Origin of the sequence: Roseinatronobacter bogoriensis DSM 18756, assembly GCF_004366635.1 — a bacterium.
GTDB classification, from domain to species: Bacteria; Pseudomonadota; Alphaproteobacteria; order Rhodobacterales; family Rhodobacteraceae; genus Roseinatronobacter; species Roseinatronobacter bogoriensis.
In genome coordinates, this window is sequence record NZ_SORN01000003.1 from 80,309 (window position 1) to 95,724 (window position 15,416).

Annotated in this window: 13 protein-coding genes; 9 read left to right on the forward strand and 4 right to left on the reverse strand. The window is 59.4% G+C overall.

The annotated features are described in order from the left end of the window. Window positions 1-58 precede the first annotated feature (58 nt). The 4 genes from EV660_RS08635 to EV660_RS08650 all read right to left on the reverse strand — a co-directional run bounded on the left by EV660_RS08635 (window position 59) and on the right by EV660_RS08650 (window position 4,593). Window positions 59-949, reverse strand: coding sequence for an ABC transporter permease (locus EV660_RS08635; protein ID WP_071479875.1), 891 nt, complete (start codon window positions 947-949; stop codon window positions 59-61). Between the two features lie 3 nt (window positions 950-952). Then, window positions 953-2,038 carry an ABC transporter ATP-binding protein gene (locus EV660_RS08640; RefSeq protein WP_071479874.1) on the reverse strand — a complete coding sequence of 362 codons (1,086 nt, stop codon included), beginning with the start codon at window positions 2,036-2,038 and terminating at the stop codon, window positions 953-955. A gap of 32 nt (window positions 2,039-2,070) precedes the next feature. Then, a complete protein-coding gene (locus tag EV660_RS08645; protein ID WP_232727356.1) occupies window positions 2,071-3,738 on the reverse strand; it encodes an amidohydrolase in 1,668 nt (555 codons plus the stop codon). A 204-nt stretch (window positions 3,739-3,942) separates the two neighbouring features. Further along, window positions 3,943-4,593, reverse strand: a complete 651-nt coding sequence (locus EV660_RS08650; protein WP_071481920.1) for a TetR/AcrR family transcriptional regulator — start codon at window positions 4,591-4,593, stop codon at window positions 3,943-3,945. Between the two features lie 127 nt (window positions 4,594-4,720). Between EV660_RS08650 and EV660_RS08655 the strand changes: the two genes are divergently transcribed. The 9 genes from EV660_RS08655 (at window position 4,721) to EV660_RS08695 (ending at window position 15,401) form a co-directional block, all read left to right on the forward strand. Next, window positions 4,721-5,614: a shikimate dehydrogenase gene (locus EV660_RS08655; protein ID WP_071479873.1), complete on the forward strand. Its 894-nt coding sequence runs from the start codon at window positions 4,721-4,723 to the stop codon at window positions 5,612-5,614. Window positions 5,615-5,635: 21 nt separating this feature from the next. Beyond that, window positions 5,636-6,631, forward strand: a complete 996-nt coding sequence (locus EV660_RS08660; RefSeq protein WP_071479872.1) for a DctP family TRAP transporter solute-binding subunit — start codon at window positions 5,636-5,638, stop codon at window positions 6,629-6,631. A 65-nt stretch (window positions 6,632-6,696) separates the two neighbouring features. Further along, window positions 6,697-7,236: a TRAP transporter small permease gene (locus EV660_RS08665; protein WP_084634713.1), complete on the forward strand. Its 540-nt coding sequence runs from the start codon at window positions 6,697-6,699 to the stop codon at window positions 7,234-7,236. Continuing rightward, complete coding sequence (locus EV660_RS08670) at window positions 7,233-8,519, forward strand: TRAP transporter large permease (RefSeq protein WP_071479871.1); 1,287 nt, start codon at window positions 7,233-7,235, stop codon at window positions 8,517-8,519. Before EV660_RS08665 ends, EV660_RS08670 begins: the two co-directional genes overlap by 4 nt. Window positions 8,520-8,521: 2 nt before the next feature. Then, window positions 8,522-9,442: a hydroxymethylglutaryl-CoA lyase gene (locus tag EV660_RS08675; RefSeq protein ID WP_071479870.1), complete on the forward strand. Its 921-nt coding sequence runs from the start codon at window positions 8,522-8,524 to the stop codon at window positions 9,440-9,442. After that, entirely contained in the window at window positions 9,439-10,278 is an 840-nt protein-coding gene (locus EV660_RS08680) for a sugar phosphate isomerase/epimerase family protein (protein WP_071479869.1), read from the forward strand. Before EV660_RS08675 ends, EV660_RS08680 begins: the two co-directional genes overlap by 4 nt. A gap of 27 nt (window positions 10,279-10,305) precedes the next feature. Continuing rightward, entirely contained in the window at window positions 10,306-11,712 is a 1,407-nt protein-coding gene (locus EV660_RS08685) for an aldehyde dehydrogenase family protein (protein ID WP_071479868.1), read from the forward strand. Continuing rightward, window positions 11,712-13,508 (forward strand): thiamine pyrophosphate-binding protein, encoded by a 1,797-nt coding sequence (locus tag EV660_RS08690; protein WP_071479867.1) that lies wholly within the window; start codon window positions 11,712-11,714, stop codon window positions 13,506-13,508. The genes EV660_RS08685 and EV660_RS08690 overlap by 1 nt, the downstream gene beginning before the upstream one ends. 24 nt (window positions 13,509-13,532) lie before the next feature. Then, window positions 13,533-15,401 (forward strand): bifunctional sugar phosphate isomerase/epimerase/4-hydroxyphenylpyruvate dioxygenase family protein, encoded by a 1,869-nt coding sequence (locus tag EV660_RS08695; protein ID WP_071479866.1) that lies wholly within the window; start codon window positions 13,533-13,535, stop codon window positions 15,399-15,401. Window positions 15,402-15,416 lie beyond the last annotated feature (15 nt).

A 15,416-nucleotide genomic window follows, 5' to 3' on the forward strand; every position in this document is an offset into this window, starting at 1 on the left:
AAAGGTCACGATGGCGATCAGCCCAAAGCCGGGCAGTTGGGTTATCGAAAAGCGCGCTTTAGCCACGACGCACCTCATCATTCCGGCCAACGACGCGAAGGTAGAAGATCAGCGCACCCACAACAACGACCAGCATCAGCAGCGCCAGCGCCGCGCCTAGGGGCCAATTCCGGCCCTGCCCGAATTGCAGTGCGATCAGGTTGCCCAGCATCATTGTCCGCCCCCCTCCCAGAATACGCGGTGTTACATAGGCACCAATTGCAGGGATGAAGACGAGGATGGACCCAGCAATGAAGCCCGGTTTCACTTGTGGCAGGATGACATGCCACAGCACATTCAACCGGCTGGCATAAAGGTCATATCCCGCCTCGACCAAGCTGAAATCCATCTTTTCCATTGCGGCGTATAGCGGCAACACCATCAGCGGCAAAAACACATAAGCCATGCCCAGAAGCACCGCAAATTCGGTGAACATCATCTGGATGGGGCTGTCGATCACCCCTGTCCACATCAACACTGCATTGATCGTGCCGTTGTTGCGGATCATTTCCTGAATGGCGAATGTGCGGATCAGCAGATTGGTCCAGAAGGGGATTGTGATCAGAAACAACCAGATGGTCCGCGTGTGGCGCGGGCGGGTCGCAATGAACCAGGCGGTCGGAAAGCCCAGAAAAGCGCAGATGAACGTGGTTTGCAATGACAGCCAGATCGAGCGCCAGAAAACTTGCAGATGCGCAGTGTTCCATTCGACAAGATCGGGTTCAAAAATGTCACGTCGGAAAAATACCCGGAACCACGCATCCAGTGTGAATTCCCAACTGACACCGCCCATATTGCCCGGACTGAGGAAAGAATAGACCGCCACGATCAGCAAGGGGCCGGACGCCGCCAGAAGCAGAACAATCAACGCCGGAGTGCAAAGCAGCCATTTCCAACCATGCCCGCGCATCGCTTAATCCTCCAGCACGCGCAACGCGCCGGGCGCGAAGGAAAGGCCAAGCTTGGCCCCCGGTGCGGGGGCTGGCTGGTCGGGGCGGTTCTGACGGCGCAGCACGAAACCTTGCGCGTCATCCAGCAAAAGATGCAGATGGGTGTCCGTGCCAAAAAAGGTGGCAGCTTCGACAACGGCTTGCATGTCGCCCTGTCCTGCTGCGGTAGGCTCTGCCTGCTCTGGTCGGATCACGGCGGTGACACGCGCGCCGACAGGTGGGCTGATGCTGTTGGGCAGGCGCGCGGATGCCTGCTTGCCGCCGGGCAGTTCCAATACCGCTTCGCCGTTTTCTATGCCCTTCACACGCAAGGTCAGAAAGTTCGTATCGCCGATAAAATCAGCCACGAACCGATTGACGGGCGCGTTATAGATATCCTCTGGCGGCCCAAGCTGCAGGATTTCGCCCGCCGACATGACAGCGATCCGGTCCGACATGGTCAGCGCTTCTTCCTGATCATGGGTTACAAAAACAAAGGTGATGCCCGTCTCTGACTGTAGGCGTTTAAGCTCGCTTTGCATTTCCTTGCGCAACTTCAGGTCAAGCGCGCTGAGCGGTTCATCAAGCAACAACACGCGCGGACGCGGTGCGAGCGCACGCGCAAGGGCGACGCGTTGTTGTTGCCCGCCTGAAATTTCTGATGGCAGTCGGTCGGCCATCGCTTCCATGCGCACAAGCTGCAACATCTCGGCCACGGTTGCCTTGATTTCGGACTTCGGCTTGCCCAGCATTTTCAGCCCGAAGCCGATGTTATCCGCAACGCTCATATGCGGAAACAAGGCATAGGATTGAAACACCGTATTGATAGGGCGTTTGCTGGGGCCAAGCCCGGTCACGTCCTTGCCATTGACCTTCAATACGCCCGTGCTGGGTTCCTCGAAACCCGCGATGATACGCAAGAGTGTGGTCTTGCCGCACCCGGAAGGGCCAAGCAGCGTAAAGAATTCGCCACTGCCGATGCTCAGGTCGATATCGCTAAGCGCATGGAATGCAGAAGCACCTTGCCCAAAGGACTTGTTCAACCCGGTGATTTCGATTTCCTGCCGCACGTTATTACTGTCCTTTTCATGGCCCCGCAGGGTCAGAATGCACTTTCCTTTTCCCAGACAATCTGACCACCACAAATGGTCATCTCGACCTGCATCGTGCCGATTTCCTCTGGTGTCGCCGCCTCTATATCCCCGCCAAGGATAACCAGATCGGCCAGATACCCGGGGCGCAGCTGCCCCTTGCGGGTTTCGCTATGCGTCGCAATGGCCCCACCGGTCGTATATGCCGCCAGTATATCATGCAGGCTCAGGCGTTCATCAGATGCCCCCTCATAAACCGGGCGCTGCAAGGCGGATTGGATGCCACGCAACGGGTTCAGGTCGGCAACCGGCCAGTCACTGGCAAAGGCCAGTGGAACGCCCGCTTCTGCAAGGCTTTTGTGCAGATAGGCATCCCCCCAGCGGTGCTGACCGATCTTGTTCATGGTCGGCTGCAAAGGAAAGTCACTTGCCCCGGGGGCGTGGATAGGCTGGATCGAGGCGACAACGCCAAGATCTTTCAGCCGCGCAATGTCGCCTTGGTCGATCAGTTCAATATGCTCGATCCTGTGGCGGGAATCGCGCGGGCCATTTACCTGTCGTGCGCTTTCATACCCATCCAGAACCCGACGCACGGCACCATCGCCAATCGCATGGACCGCAATCTGAAGGCCGCACCGGTCCGCCTCTGTGGCGATGGCGGCAAACTCGGATTTCGACCAAAGCGGCTCCCCTCGCCAGCCGGGCTGGTCGGGGTAGTCATTGATCATGACAGCCGTTCCGCTGTCGATAACGCCATCCATGAACAGCTTTACGAAACCCGAAGACAGCCAGTCGTCGTTATATTGTTGCGCCATCTCGCTGGCGATTTCCAGATCGGCCAGTGTGCTGCCGCTGGCATAGTGAAACGGCACCTTTACCCGCGCGGTCAGCCGCCCGTCACGGCGCAAACGGTCCAGAATGCGCAAGGTGTAGGGGTTGCCATCCATATTTATCAGGCTGGTCAGCCCAAGCCTTGCACAATGCGCAAGCCCTTTGGCCATAATCTCGCAATCTGCCGCGAATTCTTCGTCGCTCGGGTATGGGTCAGGGTCTTTGCCTGTGGCCAGTCCGGCCATGATCCGGTGCGCGCCGGCCAATGCAAGCACAGGGGCCTTGGCCTGAAATTCCCGCAACTCTCCTGTGGCCAGCCCGTCATTGCCCATGACGATTTCATTGCCGCGCCCAAGACTGCGCCCTTCCAATATGCCCGCTCGTTCAAGTGCCAGCGTATTGGCCCATGCCGTGTGATGATCGGCCGCAAGGACGCAGACAGGGCGGTCGGGCAGAATTGCGTCCAGATCCTGCCGCGTCAATGAGCGGCCCACAACATCGTAATCGCACCCTTGCCCAAGAATTACAGGTAAATCCGGATGGCTTGTGGCATAGTCGCGCAAAGCTTGGGACAGTGCATCAAAACCCACCACCCCAAGCAGTTGCAAATGGTCCAGCTCTCCTGCGCCAACGAAAAGATGCAGGTGACTTTCAATAAAGCCGGGCAGAACCGTGCGGCCTTGGGCATTGATCACGCGCGTCCCGGTGTCGGCCAGTGCCATTATTTCGGCATCTTCGCCAATGGCGGTTACTTTGCCTGCGGCCAAGGCAATGGCGCTGGCCCGTGTCCGATCAGGATCCATTGCCAGCACGCGGGCATTCACAATCACAGTATCTGACCTAGTCACGCACGCCCCCGCCAAGCAAACAAATATTTTGATCAAATCATAAACAGGTGGTTGCTGGCTTGTCTATGGTTTTGCTTCACTGCGATGAAAGAGTTTGATTCCGCGCAAAGAAATTAGGCCATAGTGGCTGGGGGCCACGTGGTTGACTGGGCCATCAGTGCTTGTCTGCTGTATAAGTCTGGCCGCGATCCTGACCCGGCTCTCTCAGGAAACCTTGCCGCGTGCGGCTGCGATGACTGCGTCACATGTCAAGGCACGAAGTTTGTGTTGACCGGGTTCCGAGAATAGCGACTTGTCGAAGCTGATCCCGAAGCTGAAACGATTCGAGATATTGAAAAAGCACGCAGCGCTGATCAGCCAGTGCAGCTCATGCGGGGACACGTCGGGCCGGATGCTGCCGTCTTTCTGACCGCGTGCGCAAATATCTTCAATGCGCTCGATCGCGCTGGCATTCACGCGCGCAATAAGTGACGATTCTGAAAGATGGCGTCCTTTATGGACATTCTCAATCATGACCAGCCGAATGAAAACTTCGTTTGCGCGGTGGTGGTCGAAGGTGAATTCGACCAGCCTGCGCAACGCGTCAAGGGGCGCAAGCGAGGTCAGGTCAAGCGCTGCTTCTTCGCTGCGTACTTTGCGATAGGCTTCTTCAAGTACCTGCCGGTAAAGCGATTCCTTATCACCAAAATAGTAATAGATCATACGCTTGGATGTGCGCGTCCGGGCTGCGATTTCGTCCACGCGCGCACCTGTCAGGCCATGCTCGGCAAATTCCTCTGCCGCCGCAGCAAGGATATTCGCCTGCACGGCCTCTGGGTCTTGCTTCCATTTTTTTCGCGTCTGTGTGTCGGTCATCAGGGCAAGGCCACTCAGGTATACCAGCGTCACCTTTGCATAATGTACCGAATAGTTAAAAGCAATTGACATAATTAACCAGATGGTTCATTCCGTGTCTCAGGGAGCGGGGGGGACGATTCGCAAAATGGACACGCAAGCAGGCACCAAGGCGTCTTTGCTGATAGGCTTGATCGGCGCAGGCATTGCGGGCTCGCGCACTCCGGCAATGCACGAGGCTGCTGCGCGCGCGCTGGGCTTGCCGCTTGTCTATCGCCGGATTGATCTGAACACACATGCGCCAATCCCATTGCCCGACCTGCTGTCGCAACTGGAGTGGATGGGGTTTGACGGGCTGAACATAACCTACCCGTGCAAGCAGGAAATCTTGCCGCTGATGGACGAGTTGTCGCAGAACGCCCAAGGCGTCAGCGCTGTGAACACGGTGGTTTTTCGTAACGGGCGCAGGCTGGGCCATAACACCGATATATGGGGCTTTGCCGAAGCGTTCCGGCGGGACTTGTCAGGTGTTCAACACCGCGCCGTTTTGCAACTGGGCGCGGGCGGCGCAGGGGCTGCGACCGCCTTTGCGCTACTGGGGCAGGGCGTGATAGACCTGCGCATATATGACCCCATGGCGGACCGCAGCGCCGCCCTCGCGGCGCAACTGTCCAGCCAGTATGACCCGGCGCGCATAAGCGTCGTCACGGACCCTGCACAGGCGGCGATGGGCTGTGATGGCATTGTCAACGCATCCCCTGTCGGCATGGAAAAACTGCCCGGTTTGCCGATGCCTGTGGAGGCATTGCCCGTCGGCGCGTGGGTCGCGGATATCATCTATTTCCCAATGCAGACCGCTTTCATCACAGCGGCGAAAGAACGCGGCAGCAGGGTTATGAACGGGGCCGGAATGGCACTTTGGCAAGCGGTGCGCGCCTTTTCGCTGTTCACGGATCTTGACCCCGATCCCGATGCAATGCGCGCAGCTTTTAACGCCGCGCTGCCCGCACCCACCGTGCAACCCGCGCGAATGATTTCCTGATAACGCAAAAGGGAGGACACCATGCGTTCCATTACTTCAACCTCATTAGCAGCACTTGTGCTTGGCCTTGGGTTAAGCGCTGCAAGCGCTCAGACAATCCGCTTTGGCCATGTGGACCCGGCTGAATGGACATCCTCCAAGAAAGGTGCTGCCGCCGAAGTCTTCAAAATGCTGGTTGAGGGAGAGTCTGATCTGACGGTCGAGTTATTTCCGGCCGGCTCGCTTGGCAATGAAAACGAATTGATTGAACAGGCACAAGAAGGGCTGACGCAAGTCGTCATGGTTTCCGGCGCGATGAGCCGGGTATGTCGTGCGGCACAAGTTCTTGATGTGCCATTCACCTTTGCCGATGCCACTGTCGCATGGTCGGTTCTGGATGGGCCATTCGGCGACGAACTGGCCGAACATTGCCTTGAAGAATCCGGCCTGCGCACGCTGGCTTATGGTGAGACGGGCGTGCGGCACTTCACCAACAACACCCGCGAAGTGCGCAACCCTTCCGATATGGAAGGCCTGAAATTCCGCGTTCAGCCGATCCCGCTTTATGTCGAAATGGTCAATGCGCTGGGTGCCGAACCTACGCCCGTTCCGTGGACCGAGGTGCCGAATGCCCTGGCCACCGGCCTAGTTGACGGGCAGGAAAACCCCGTCGGGGTTATCTATGGCAACAACCTGCACCAGTTGCAAAAGCACCTGACGCTTTCAGGCCATGTCTATGCCACAGATTTTCTGGTCATCAATGACGAGTTCTTCCAGTCTCTGAGTGAACAAGAGCAGGCGGTTGTCGCACGCGCGGCGACGGTTGCCGGGACAGTTGGCCGCGCGATCCAGCAGTTCAATTCGGCACAGGGGCTGAGTGCGATGGCCAGCGAAGGTGTCACGGTCTATGCCCCGACCGCCGAAGAGCTTGGTCAGTTCCGTGAGCTGGCGCAACCGGCTGTTCTGGAATGGCTGCGCGAAGAGTTGGGCGATGATGCCGAATGGATCGACCGGCTACAGGCTGCACTTGATAGCTGATCGTCATTTCTGGCGCGCGCATCCGCTGCGCGCGCCTGTTTTGTCAACCTGAAAGGCACCAAGCAATGCTGGAGCGTTTGCACAGATATCTGAGCGCCGCCTTTGCCTTTGGCGCGGGCCTCTGCATGGCTGGCATATTTGCGATTGTCCTGGTCAATTCGCTGCGCCGCTACTTTCTTGGCCGGTCCTGGCCCTGGGGCGAGGAATTGCCCGTCTATCTGGCAATCTATGGTGTCATGTTCGGTATTGCCCTTGCAACAATGCAAGAGCGCCACATCGCCTTCAGGGTGCTGACGGATTTTCTGAAGCCGGGATTGCAGCGCATTGCTGCGTTGATCGTCGATCTGATGACACTCGTCGTGGGTATTTTGCTGGCGCGATCCGGCTTGATGCTGATCGAAAGTCGCGGCGGGCGTGATGCATCCGGGCTGGTCACGACCATGCGCGGCCTCTCACGCGAATATGACATGGCCTGGATCGCAACACTCGGCACTTTGGGCCCGTGGCAGTTCGCCCTTGTCCTTGGTGGGGGCATGTTGGCGCTGGCGGCATTTGTCCAGCTTTTGCGGCGCCTGTTCGCACCGCTGCCCGTGGTGACGCCATGAGCATTTTCATTCTCATCCTCGGGCTGGTTCTGGGCGCGCCCATCGCCTTTGCGATCTTGCTATCACTTGGCATCTTCATGGAATTTGCCCCTGCTCCCTATCACGCACGCATTGTCGCGGCAGAGGTGTTTCGTGGCCTGAATTCATTTCCGCTTCTGGCGATCCCGCTTTTCATTCTGGCGGGCGAGGTAATGAATGCTTCGGGCATCACGCATCGGATCATTGCATTTTCCATTGTCATCGTCGGCAGGCTGCGCGCGGGGCTGGCACTGGTCAATATCTGGGCCAGTGTTGTCTTTGCTGGGCTGTCGGGATCGGCCATTGCAGACACATCTGCCATCGGTCGGGTGTTCGTGCCCGAAATGGAAAAAGCCGGCTACCCGCGCGATTTTGCCGCCGCGCTAACTGCCGCAAGCTCGGTGATCGGGCCGATTATTCCGCCATCCATTCCCGTCATCATATACGCGCTGACAGTAACCGGGGTTTCGGTACCCGCCCTGTTTCTGGGCGGTGTCGGCCCCGGCATTCTGCTGGCGATAGCGCTTTCGGCCTATGTTATGCTGACGATCCGCCGCATCCGCCCTGGTGCTGCCACCGACCGCGCGGCCTATGATGCGATCCCGGCCAAGTTCGGCGCCATCCTTGGCGGGTTTTTACCGCTGATGATGCCGGTTTTCGTTGTCGGGTCGATCATCCTTGGCGTGGTCACCCCGACCGAGGCGGCCGCCTTTGCCGTGGGTTATGCGCTGGTTCTGGGCGGGCTGATCTACCGCGAGGTCAACTGGCGCGATCTGCCGCGCATCTTCTCGGAATCGATGCGCGACAGCGCTGTGATCCTGATCATCATGGCGGCTGTTTCGGCAGGCAACTGGCTGCTGACCTATAACCGCATCCCCAACATGCTGACCGATTGGGTGATGGGCAATATCGACAGCACCACTGTGTTCCTGCTGATGGTGATCGTTCTCTTTCTGGTCGTGGGGCTGTTCCTTGAAGGGATTGCCGCGATGCTGGTGCTGGTGCCGATCCTGCACCCGATTGCGGTCAGCATGGGGGTCGATCCCACGCATTTCGGCATTATCGTGATCTTCAACCTGATGATCGGTCTGATCACGCCGCCCCTCGGGTTATGCCTGTTCGTGGCCGAGGGCGTGGCCAAGGTCGGAATGGGTCCGCTGATCAAGCGCATCATGCCCTTCTTTCTGGTCGAGGTGCTGGTGCTTTTCATCATCACTTTCGTGCCGCAGACCGTCACCTTCCTGCCGCGCGCCCTGGGGTTCTGAGCATGCAATTTTCCGGCGATATCCTGATCGAAGACGAGTTTCTGCGCGACGGCTTGCAGAATGAGGAGCGGATTTTCACGCTTGCCGAAAAGCTGGAGTTTCTGGCCGCGCTGGAAGCTGCTGGCCTGCGGCGTATTCAGGTCGGCAGTTTCGTGCATCCGAAATGGGTGCCGCAAATGGCCGACACGGATGCGCTTTGCGAAGCGATGCCACGCAACGAGGGCGTGACCTATACAGCGCTGGTTCTGAACGGCGCGGGGCTGGACCGCGCGCTGGCCGTGGGGCTGGGGCATCTGTCGATCTCGATCTCGGCCTCGGAGACGCATTCACGCAAGAACACCAATCGCAGCGTCGATGAGGGGCGCGCGGCTATCACACCCGTGATCGAGCGCGCTCTGTCCGAAGGGGTCACTGTGCGTGCAGGCATTCAATCCGCCCTTGGCTGCGGGTTCGAGGGGCGCATCGACCCTGCCCGCGTGATCGCCATCGCCCGCGAATTTGCGGCCCTCGGGGTGCAGGAAATCAACATCGCCGACACGGCTGGTCTCGCCAATCCGGTGCAGGTCTTTGACCTCTGCCGCAAGCTGCAAGATGCCATCGGGCCAGATGTGGCGCTGTCGCTGCATCTGCATGACACGCGCGGGCTGGGGCTGGCGAATATGCTCGCCGGTCTGCAAGCGGGCGTGCGGATTTTTGACGCGGCCATGGGGGGGCTTGGTGGCTGTCCGTTTGTGCCCGAGGCCACTGGCAATGTCGCCACCGAAGATCTGGCCTTCGCCTGCGAAGAAATGGGGCTGGCCACGGGCATCGACTGGCAAAAGCTGCGCGCGCCCGTTGCGCGGGCCGAGGCGCTTCTGGGCCGCGCGTTGCCCGCCCGCCAAAGCCATGTCCCAAGCCCCCCTTGGCTGAGGGAGGTCGCATGAGCCATCCCTATGCCCTCTCTTATCTGACCGTTCCCGGCGTGACCCCGCCCGAACAGACCTATATGGCGGCGCGCACAGGCTACGATCTGGTCAGCTACCGGCTGTTTCATCTGGGCGTTGCGGGCGAGCCGGACATCAACCCGACCGATCCGCAAATCATCCGCGAAACCAAACGCGCTTTGGCGGAAACGGGCCTGAAATGCTTCGATATCGAGCTGATGCGCATCCTGCGCGGGCTTGATCCGCGTGACTTCCTGCCTGCTTTCGAGGCGGGCGCAGAGCTGGGCGCCAGCCAGGTGATCTGTTCCGCCTGGACTGATGTGCGCAATGACCGCAAGTTCATCGTCGAAACTTTCGCCGAAATCTGTGATCTGGCCGCGCCGTTTGGCCTGAGTGTCAATCTGGAATTCCCGGCCTTTTCACGGCTGACCACGCTGGAAGAAGTGATCGACATTCTGGAACGCACCGGGCGGCGCAATCAAGGCGTGCTGGTCGATACGCTTTACATGCATTTCAACAAGGCCCCGCTGCTGGCGCTGGAACGCGTGCCGCCGGAATGGATCAATTTCCTGCATATCTGCGATGCGGATGATCTGGCCTATACGCGCGACGCCATGATCCAGACCGCCCGCGATGCCCGCCTCTATCCCGGCGAAGGGGCCATCGACTTTTGGGCGGTCAATTACCTGTTTCCCGACCTCCCGCTCTCGATCGAATTGCCGCATGCCAAGCGCATCGCGGAATTCGGGCCAGAGCAACATGCGCTAAATTGCCTGATCGCGGCCAAATCCGTGTTCGAGGGCGAGGACGCGCTTCAATCCACGGCGGCACGATGAGGACCGCAACACAGGAGAACTGACCAAATGGCCAGAGAACTGACAGAGGCAGAGACCGCCACGGTCGATGCCATGATAGCGCGTGCGCGCGCGGCAATGGACGAGATCAAGGATTACGATCAGGCGCAGGTCGACCGTCTGGCGCAGGCGCTTGGCTGGGCCTGCGGCAATGAGACGACCTTTCTGCGCATTGCGCAAATGGGTGTCGATGAGAGCGGTATTGGCGACCGGGCAGGGCGTGCAGGCAAGCGCTTCAAGATCCTTGGCGTGTTGCGAGATGCGCTGCGCGGCAAATCCGTGGGCGTGATCGAGCAAGACCCTGAAAAGGGCCTGACCAAGATCGCCAAACCCGCAGGCGTGATTGCGAGCCTGATCCCGACCACGAACCCCGAACTGACGCCCCCGGTGACGGGTATCTATGCGATCAAATGCAAGGACGCGGTGATCTTCTCGCCCCATCCGCGCGCGCGCCAGACCACATTCGAGATGGTGCGCGTCATGCGCGAGACGCTGGCCAAACTCGGCGCGCCGCGTGATCTGTTTCAATGTGTCGAACACCCCTCGATCCCGATGACCGAATACCTGATGTCGCAGGCTGATCTGACCATGGCCACAGGCGGCAAGCCGATGGTGCAGGCGGCCTATTCCAGCGGTAAACCCGCCTATGGCGTGGGCGCGGGCAATGCGACGATGGTGATTGACGAGGACGCTGATATCACTGAGGCGGCGCTGAATTCGCGCTTGTCCAAGACCTCGGATTTCGGGTCGGGCTGTTCGGCGGATGGCAATCTGGTCATCCATGCCAAAATCTATGACGCCATGCGCGCGGCCCTGATCGCTGAGGGCGGCTATCTCTGCTCGCCCGAGGAAAAGGCGCTGCTGGCCAAGGCGCTGTGGAAAGACGATGGCAGCCGCCGCGTCGAAACTGTCGCAATCGCCGCCCAGGCCATCGCGGAGTTCGCGGGCTTCATCATTCCAGATGACCGCAAGTTCATCATGGTCGAGCAAGACGAGATCGGGCGCGAACACAAGTTTTCCGGCGAAAAGCTCTGTGTCGTCATGGCGCTCTATCGCGCGGCGGATTTCGACGATGCGCTGGCCAAGGTCCGCGCTATCTACGAGGTGGGCGGCAAGGGCCATAGCTGCGGGATTTATTCCTTCAACGAGGACCACATTCTGCGCCATGCGATGAATGCGCCTGTCAGCCGGGTGATGGTGCGTCAGCCGCAATCCAAGGCCAATGCGGGCAGTTTCTCGAACGGGATGCCGATGACCTCCAGCCTTGGTTGCGGCATCTGGGGCGGCAATATCACGAACGAGAATGTCAGCCTGAAACACTACATGAATGTCACATGGGTCGCGCGGCCCATCCCCGAAGACCGCCCCTCGGATGCGGAACTTTTTGGCGAATTCTACAACACAGAGGTGATGTGATGGATGGTGCATTTCGCTCCGGCAAGACCGACCTGATGGCCCCGCAACTGGTCCGCTATCTCGAAGCGCGCGGTGTGCGCCACATTTTCGGGCTGTGCGGCCATACCAATATCGCCGTGCTTTCTGCGATGGCCAATACCAGTCTGCGCTTCATCAATGTCCGCCATGAACAGATCAGCGCCCATGCCGCCGATGGTTATGCGCGTGTCACAGGGCGGGCGTCGGTGCTGTTGTCGCATCTCTCGCCCGGTCTGACCAATGCGGCCACGGGCGTGGCCAATGCGGCGCTCGATTGCATCCCCATGGTGGTGATCGCGGGCGATGTGCCCAGCTACTATTACGGCAAACACCCGCATCAGGAAGTGAACCTGCATGCCGATGCCAGCCAGTATGAAATTTACCGCCCCTTCGTGAAACGCGCATGGCGCGTGGACACGCCTGACCTGCTGCCGGAGATCCTGGAAAAAGCCTTCACGCTGGCCGAATCTGGTCAGCCCGGCCCGGTTCTGGTCAATGTGCCGATGGATTTCTTCTCGGCGCAGATTGATGTGGCGCTTTGGGACCGGGTCAGCGGCGGGCCACGCGCTCTGGCCAAACCGTCGCTCGATGACGAGACCGCGCGCCAGATCGTGGCGCATCTGGCCGATGCAAAAGCGCCGGTCATTCATGTGGGCGGCGGCATTGCGCTGGCCCAAGCCTATGATGAATTGCGCGCTTTCGTCGATCACATGCAAATTCCGGTCAGCCATTCGCTGATGGGCAAGGGCGTGCTGGCCGATGATCACCCGCTGACTCTCGGCATGACCGGGTTCTGGGGGATGAAATTCACCAATGAAACCACGCTTGCCGCAGATTGGATTCTGGCGCTGGGGACGCGGTTCAAGGAGGCCGATTGTTCCAGCTGGTATCCGGGCTACACGTTCAACATTGGCGGCGATGGGTCAAAACTCATCCATATCGACATTGAACCGCAGGAAATCGGGCGCAACTACCCTGCCGAAATCGGGGCCGTGGCCGATCTGAAAGCCGCGTTGCGCGTGCTGACCCGTGTCGCGCGCGAAATGCTGCCACAGGGCCGCAAGACGCCGGGTCTGGCCGAGAAAATCGCTGCCGAGCGCGCGGAATTCGCGGCGCAGAATATCGAGATGCAAAGCTCTGACGCATTTCCGATGATGCCTGAGCGCATCCTCGCGGATTTGCGCGCCGCGATGCCCGATGACGCCATCCTGACCTCGGATGTGGGCTGGAACAAGAATGGCGTGGCGCAGCAATTCGACATTCTGACCCCCGGCTCGATCCTGATCCCCGGCGGCTTTGCCACCATGGGCTTCGGCCCGCCTGCGGCTGTGGGCGCCAAGATCGCAGCACCCGAGCGCGTTGTCATCAGTCTGGTGGGCGATGGCGGCTTCGGGCAGAACCCGGCAGTTCTGGCCACGGCCGTTGCCGAAAACGCCCCTGTGATCTGGGTCATCATGAACAACAATGCCTATGGCACCATCGCCGGGCTGCAAAAAGCCAATTACGGCCTGACCCATGGCACCACCTTTCCACGCGCCGCTGATGGCACCGAGCAGACGCCAGACTACGCAGCGATTGCGCGGGCTTATGGCTGCGATGGGGTTCGTATTCGCAGCGCGGCCGAGTTCCGGCCCGCACTAGAAGCCGCGATCGCAAGTGGCAGACCAACGGTCATAGATGTCGCGATGATCAATAACCCGACACCAACTTCGGGGCACTGGAACATTCTGGATATCTATTCGCCCGATGGTACGGGCGGACATGCGACCACCGACTGATCTGCGACTACCGGAGTATGCGCCATGAAAACCTCGATCTCGTCACTTTCTGTTTCTGATACGCTGGAAGACAAGCTTGCCGCCTTTGCAGCAGCAGGTTTTGACGGGATCGAGATTTCCGAGCAGGATTTCGCAGTGCAGGGAAGTACGCCAAGCGAAATAGGCAAGCTTGTGCGTGACCACGGGCTGGACGTGACACTGTTTCAGACCACGCTGGCCCTGCCGGGAATGCCAGACCGCGCGCGTGCCCTGACGCAACTGGAACGCCGCCTTGATATAATCTCCGCGCTGGATGCCCCACTGTTGCTCCTCAAGGCGCCATCCGACCCCCAAAGCCTTGGCGGTATTGACCGTATGGCCGATGATCTGCGCAATGCCGCCGAACGCGCCGCAGCGCGGGGTTTGCGTATCGGCTTTGAGCCGCGCGCTCAGGCGCGCCACATCAACGACTACCGTGATGCGTGGGAAATCGTTCGCCGCGCCGACCATTCTGCGCTGGGTCTGGTTCTGGACAGCTTTCATGTTCTGGCCCGCGGCCTGTCGCCTGAAGGCATCCGGGCCATTCCCGCTGAACGGATTTTTCACGTTCAGATGGCCGATGCACCCGCAGTCGAGATGGACCTTGATTTCAAGTCGCGCGGATTTCGTCAGTTGCCGGGTGAAGGTGATTTGCCGTTGCTGACATTTCTGCGCGCTGTGCTTGCAACCGGGTATAGCGGCGCACTGGGGCTAGATCTGCGACAGGACAGGTCACGCCCCAGCACGCGCAACCTTGCACTTGACGGATATCGCGCGCTGGTCACCCTGGCGGATGCAGCCCGGCGCGCGGAACCCAGCCTGAACTTGAACCTGCCAGCATTTCCGCCCCCGTCGCGGGTCGAGGATGTGGCCTTTGTGGAATTCACCGCTAATGAAGATCAGGCGCGCTCACTTGGTCACATGTTATCTTGTCTTGGCTTCGCGCCTGTTGCGAAACACAAATCCCGTCAGGTTGCGCTATGGCAGCAAAATGACATTCGGATCGTGGTGAATTCAGAACCAACGGGCTACGCGCATTCTGCACAGGTCATGCATGGTACAAGCATTTGCGATATTGGTCTGACAGTGCCTGACGCCGAGGCCGCCGCCCGTCGTGCAGAAGCGCTGGGCGCAAGGCGCTTTCACCAGACACGCCACCCTGATGAAATGAATATCCCTGCGGTTCGTGGCGTCGGGGGGTCGGTGCTGCATTTTCTGGACCGCAAAAGCGATCTGCGCCGCGTCTGGAAACGCGAATTCGTGCCCTTGCCGCAGGTGACAGGGGTAAAGCAGGCAGGGCTACGGCGCATCGACCACCTTGCCCAGGTCATGCAATTGAATGAGTTGCCGGGCTGGGCCCAGTTCTATGCCGCACTGTTCGATGTTGACAAGGCGTCAGAGACACGCGTTGCAGATGCGGGCGGGCCGGTAAGGTCGCGGGCGCTGCAAACAGAAGATGGCAGTTTCAGACTGACGATGAATGGCGTTGACACGCATCGCACCTTTGCGGGGCGGTTCCTGTCAGACAGCTATGGCGCCTCTGTCCAGCATATTGCGTTTCATACCGATGATATTTTTGAAACAGCGCGTGTGCTTGCAACAACGCGCTTCACTGCCCTGCCAATTCCCCAATCCTATTATGAGGATCTGGCCAGCGCTTTCGACCTGTCCGATAGTTTTGTCGCTGATCTTGTTGCGGCCAATATTCTCTATGATCGTGACCCGCTAGGAGGCGAGTTCTTTCAGCTTTACTCTATGCCACATGGCGACGGGTTCTTCTTTGAAATCGTGTCGCGCAAGAGTGGCTATAACGGCTATGGTGCCCGCAACGCGCCCTACCGGACAGCGGCATTCAAGCGGTTGTCAACACGATAGGCAGGCCGATTGGCG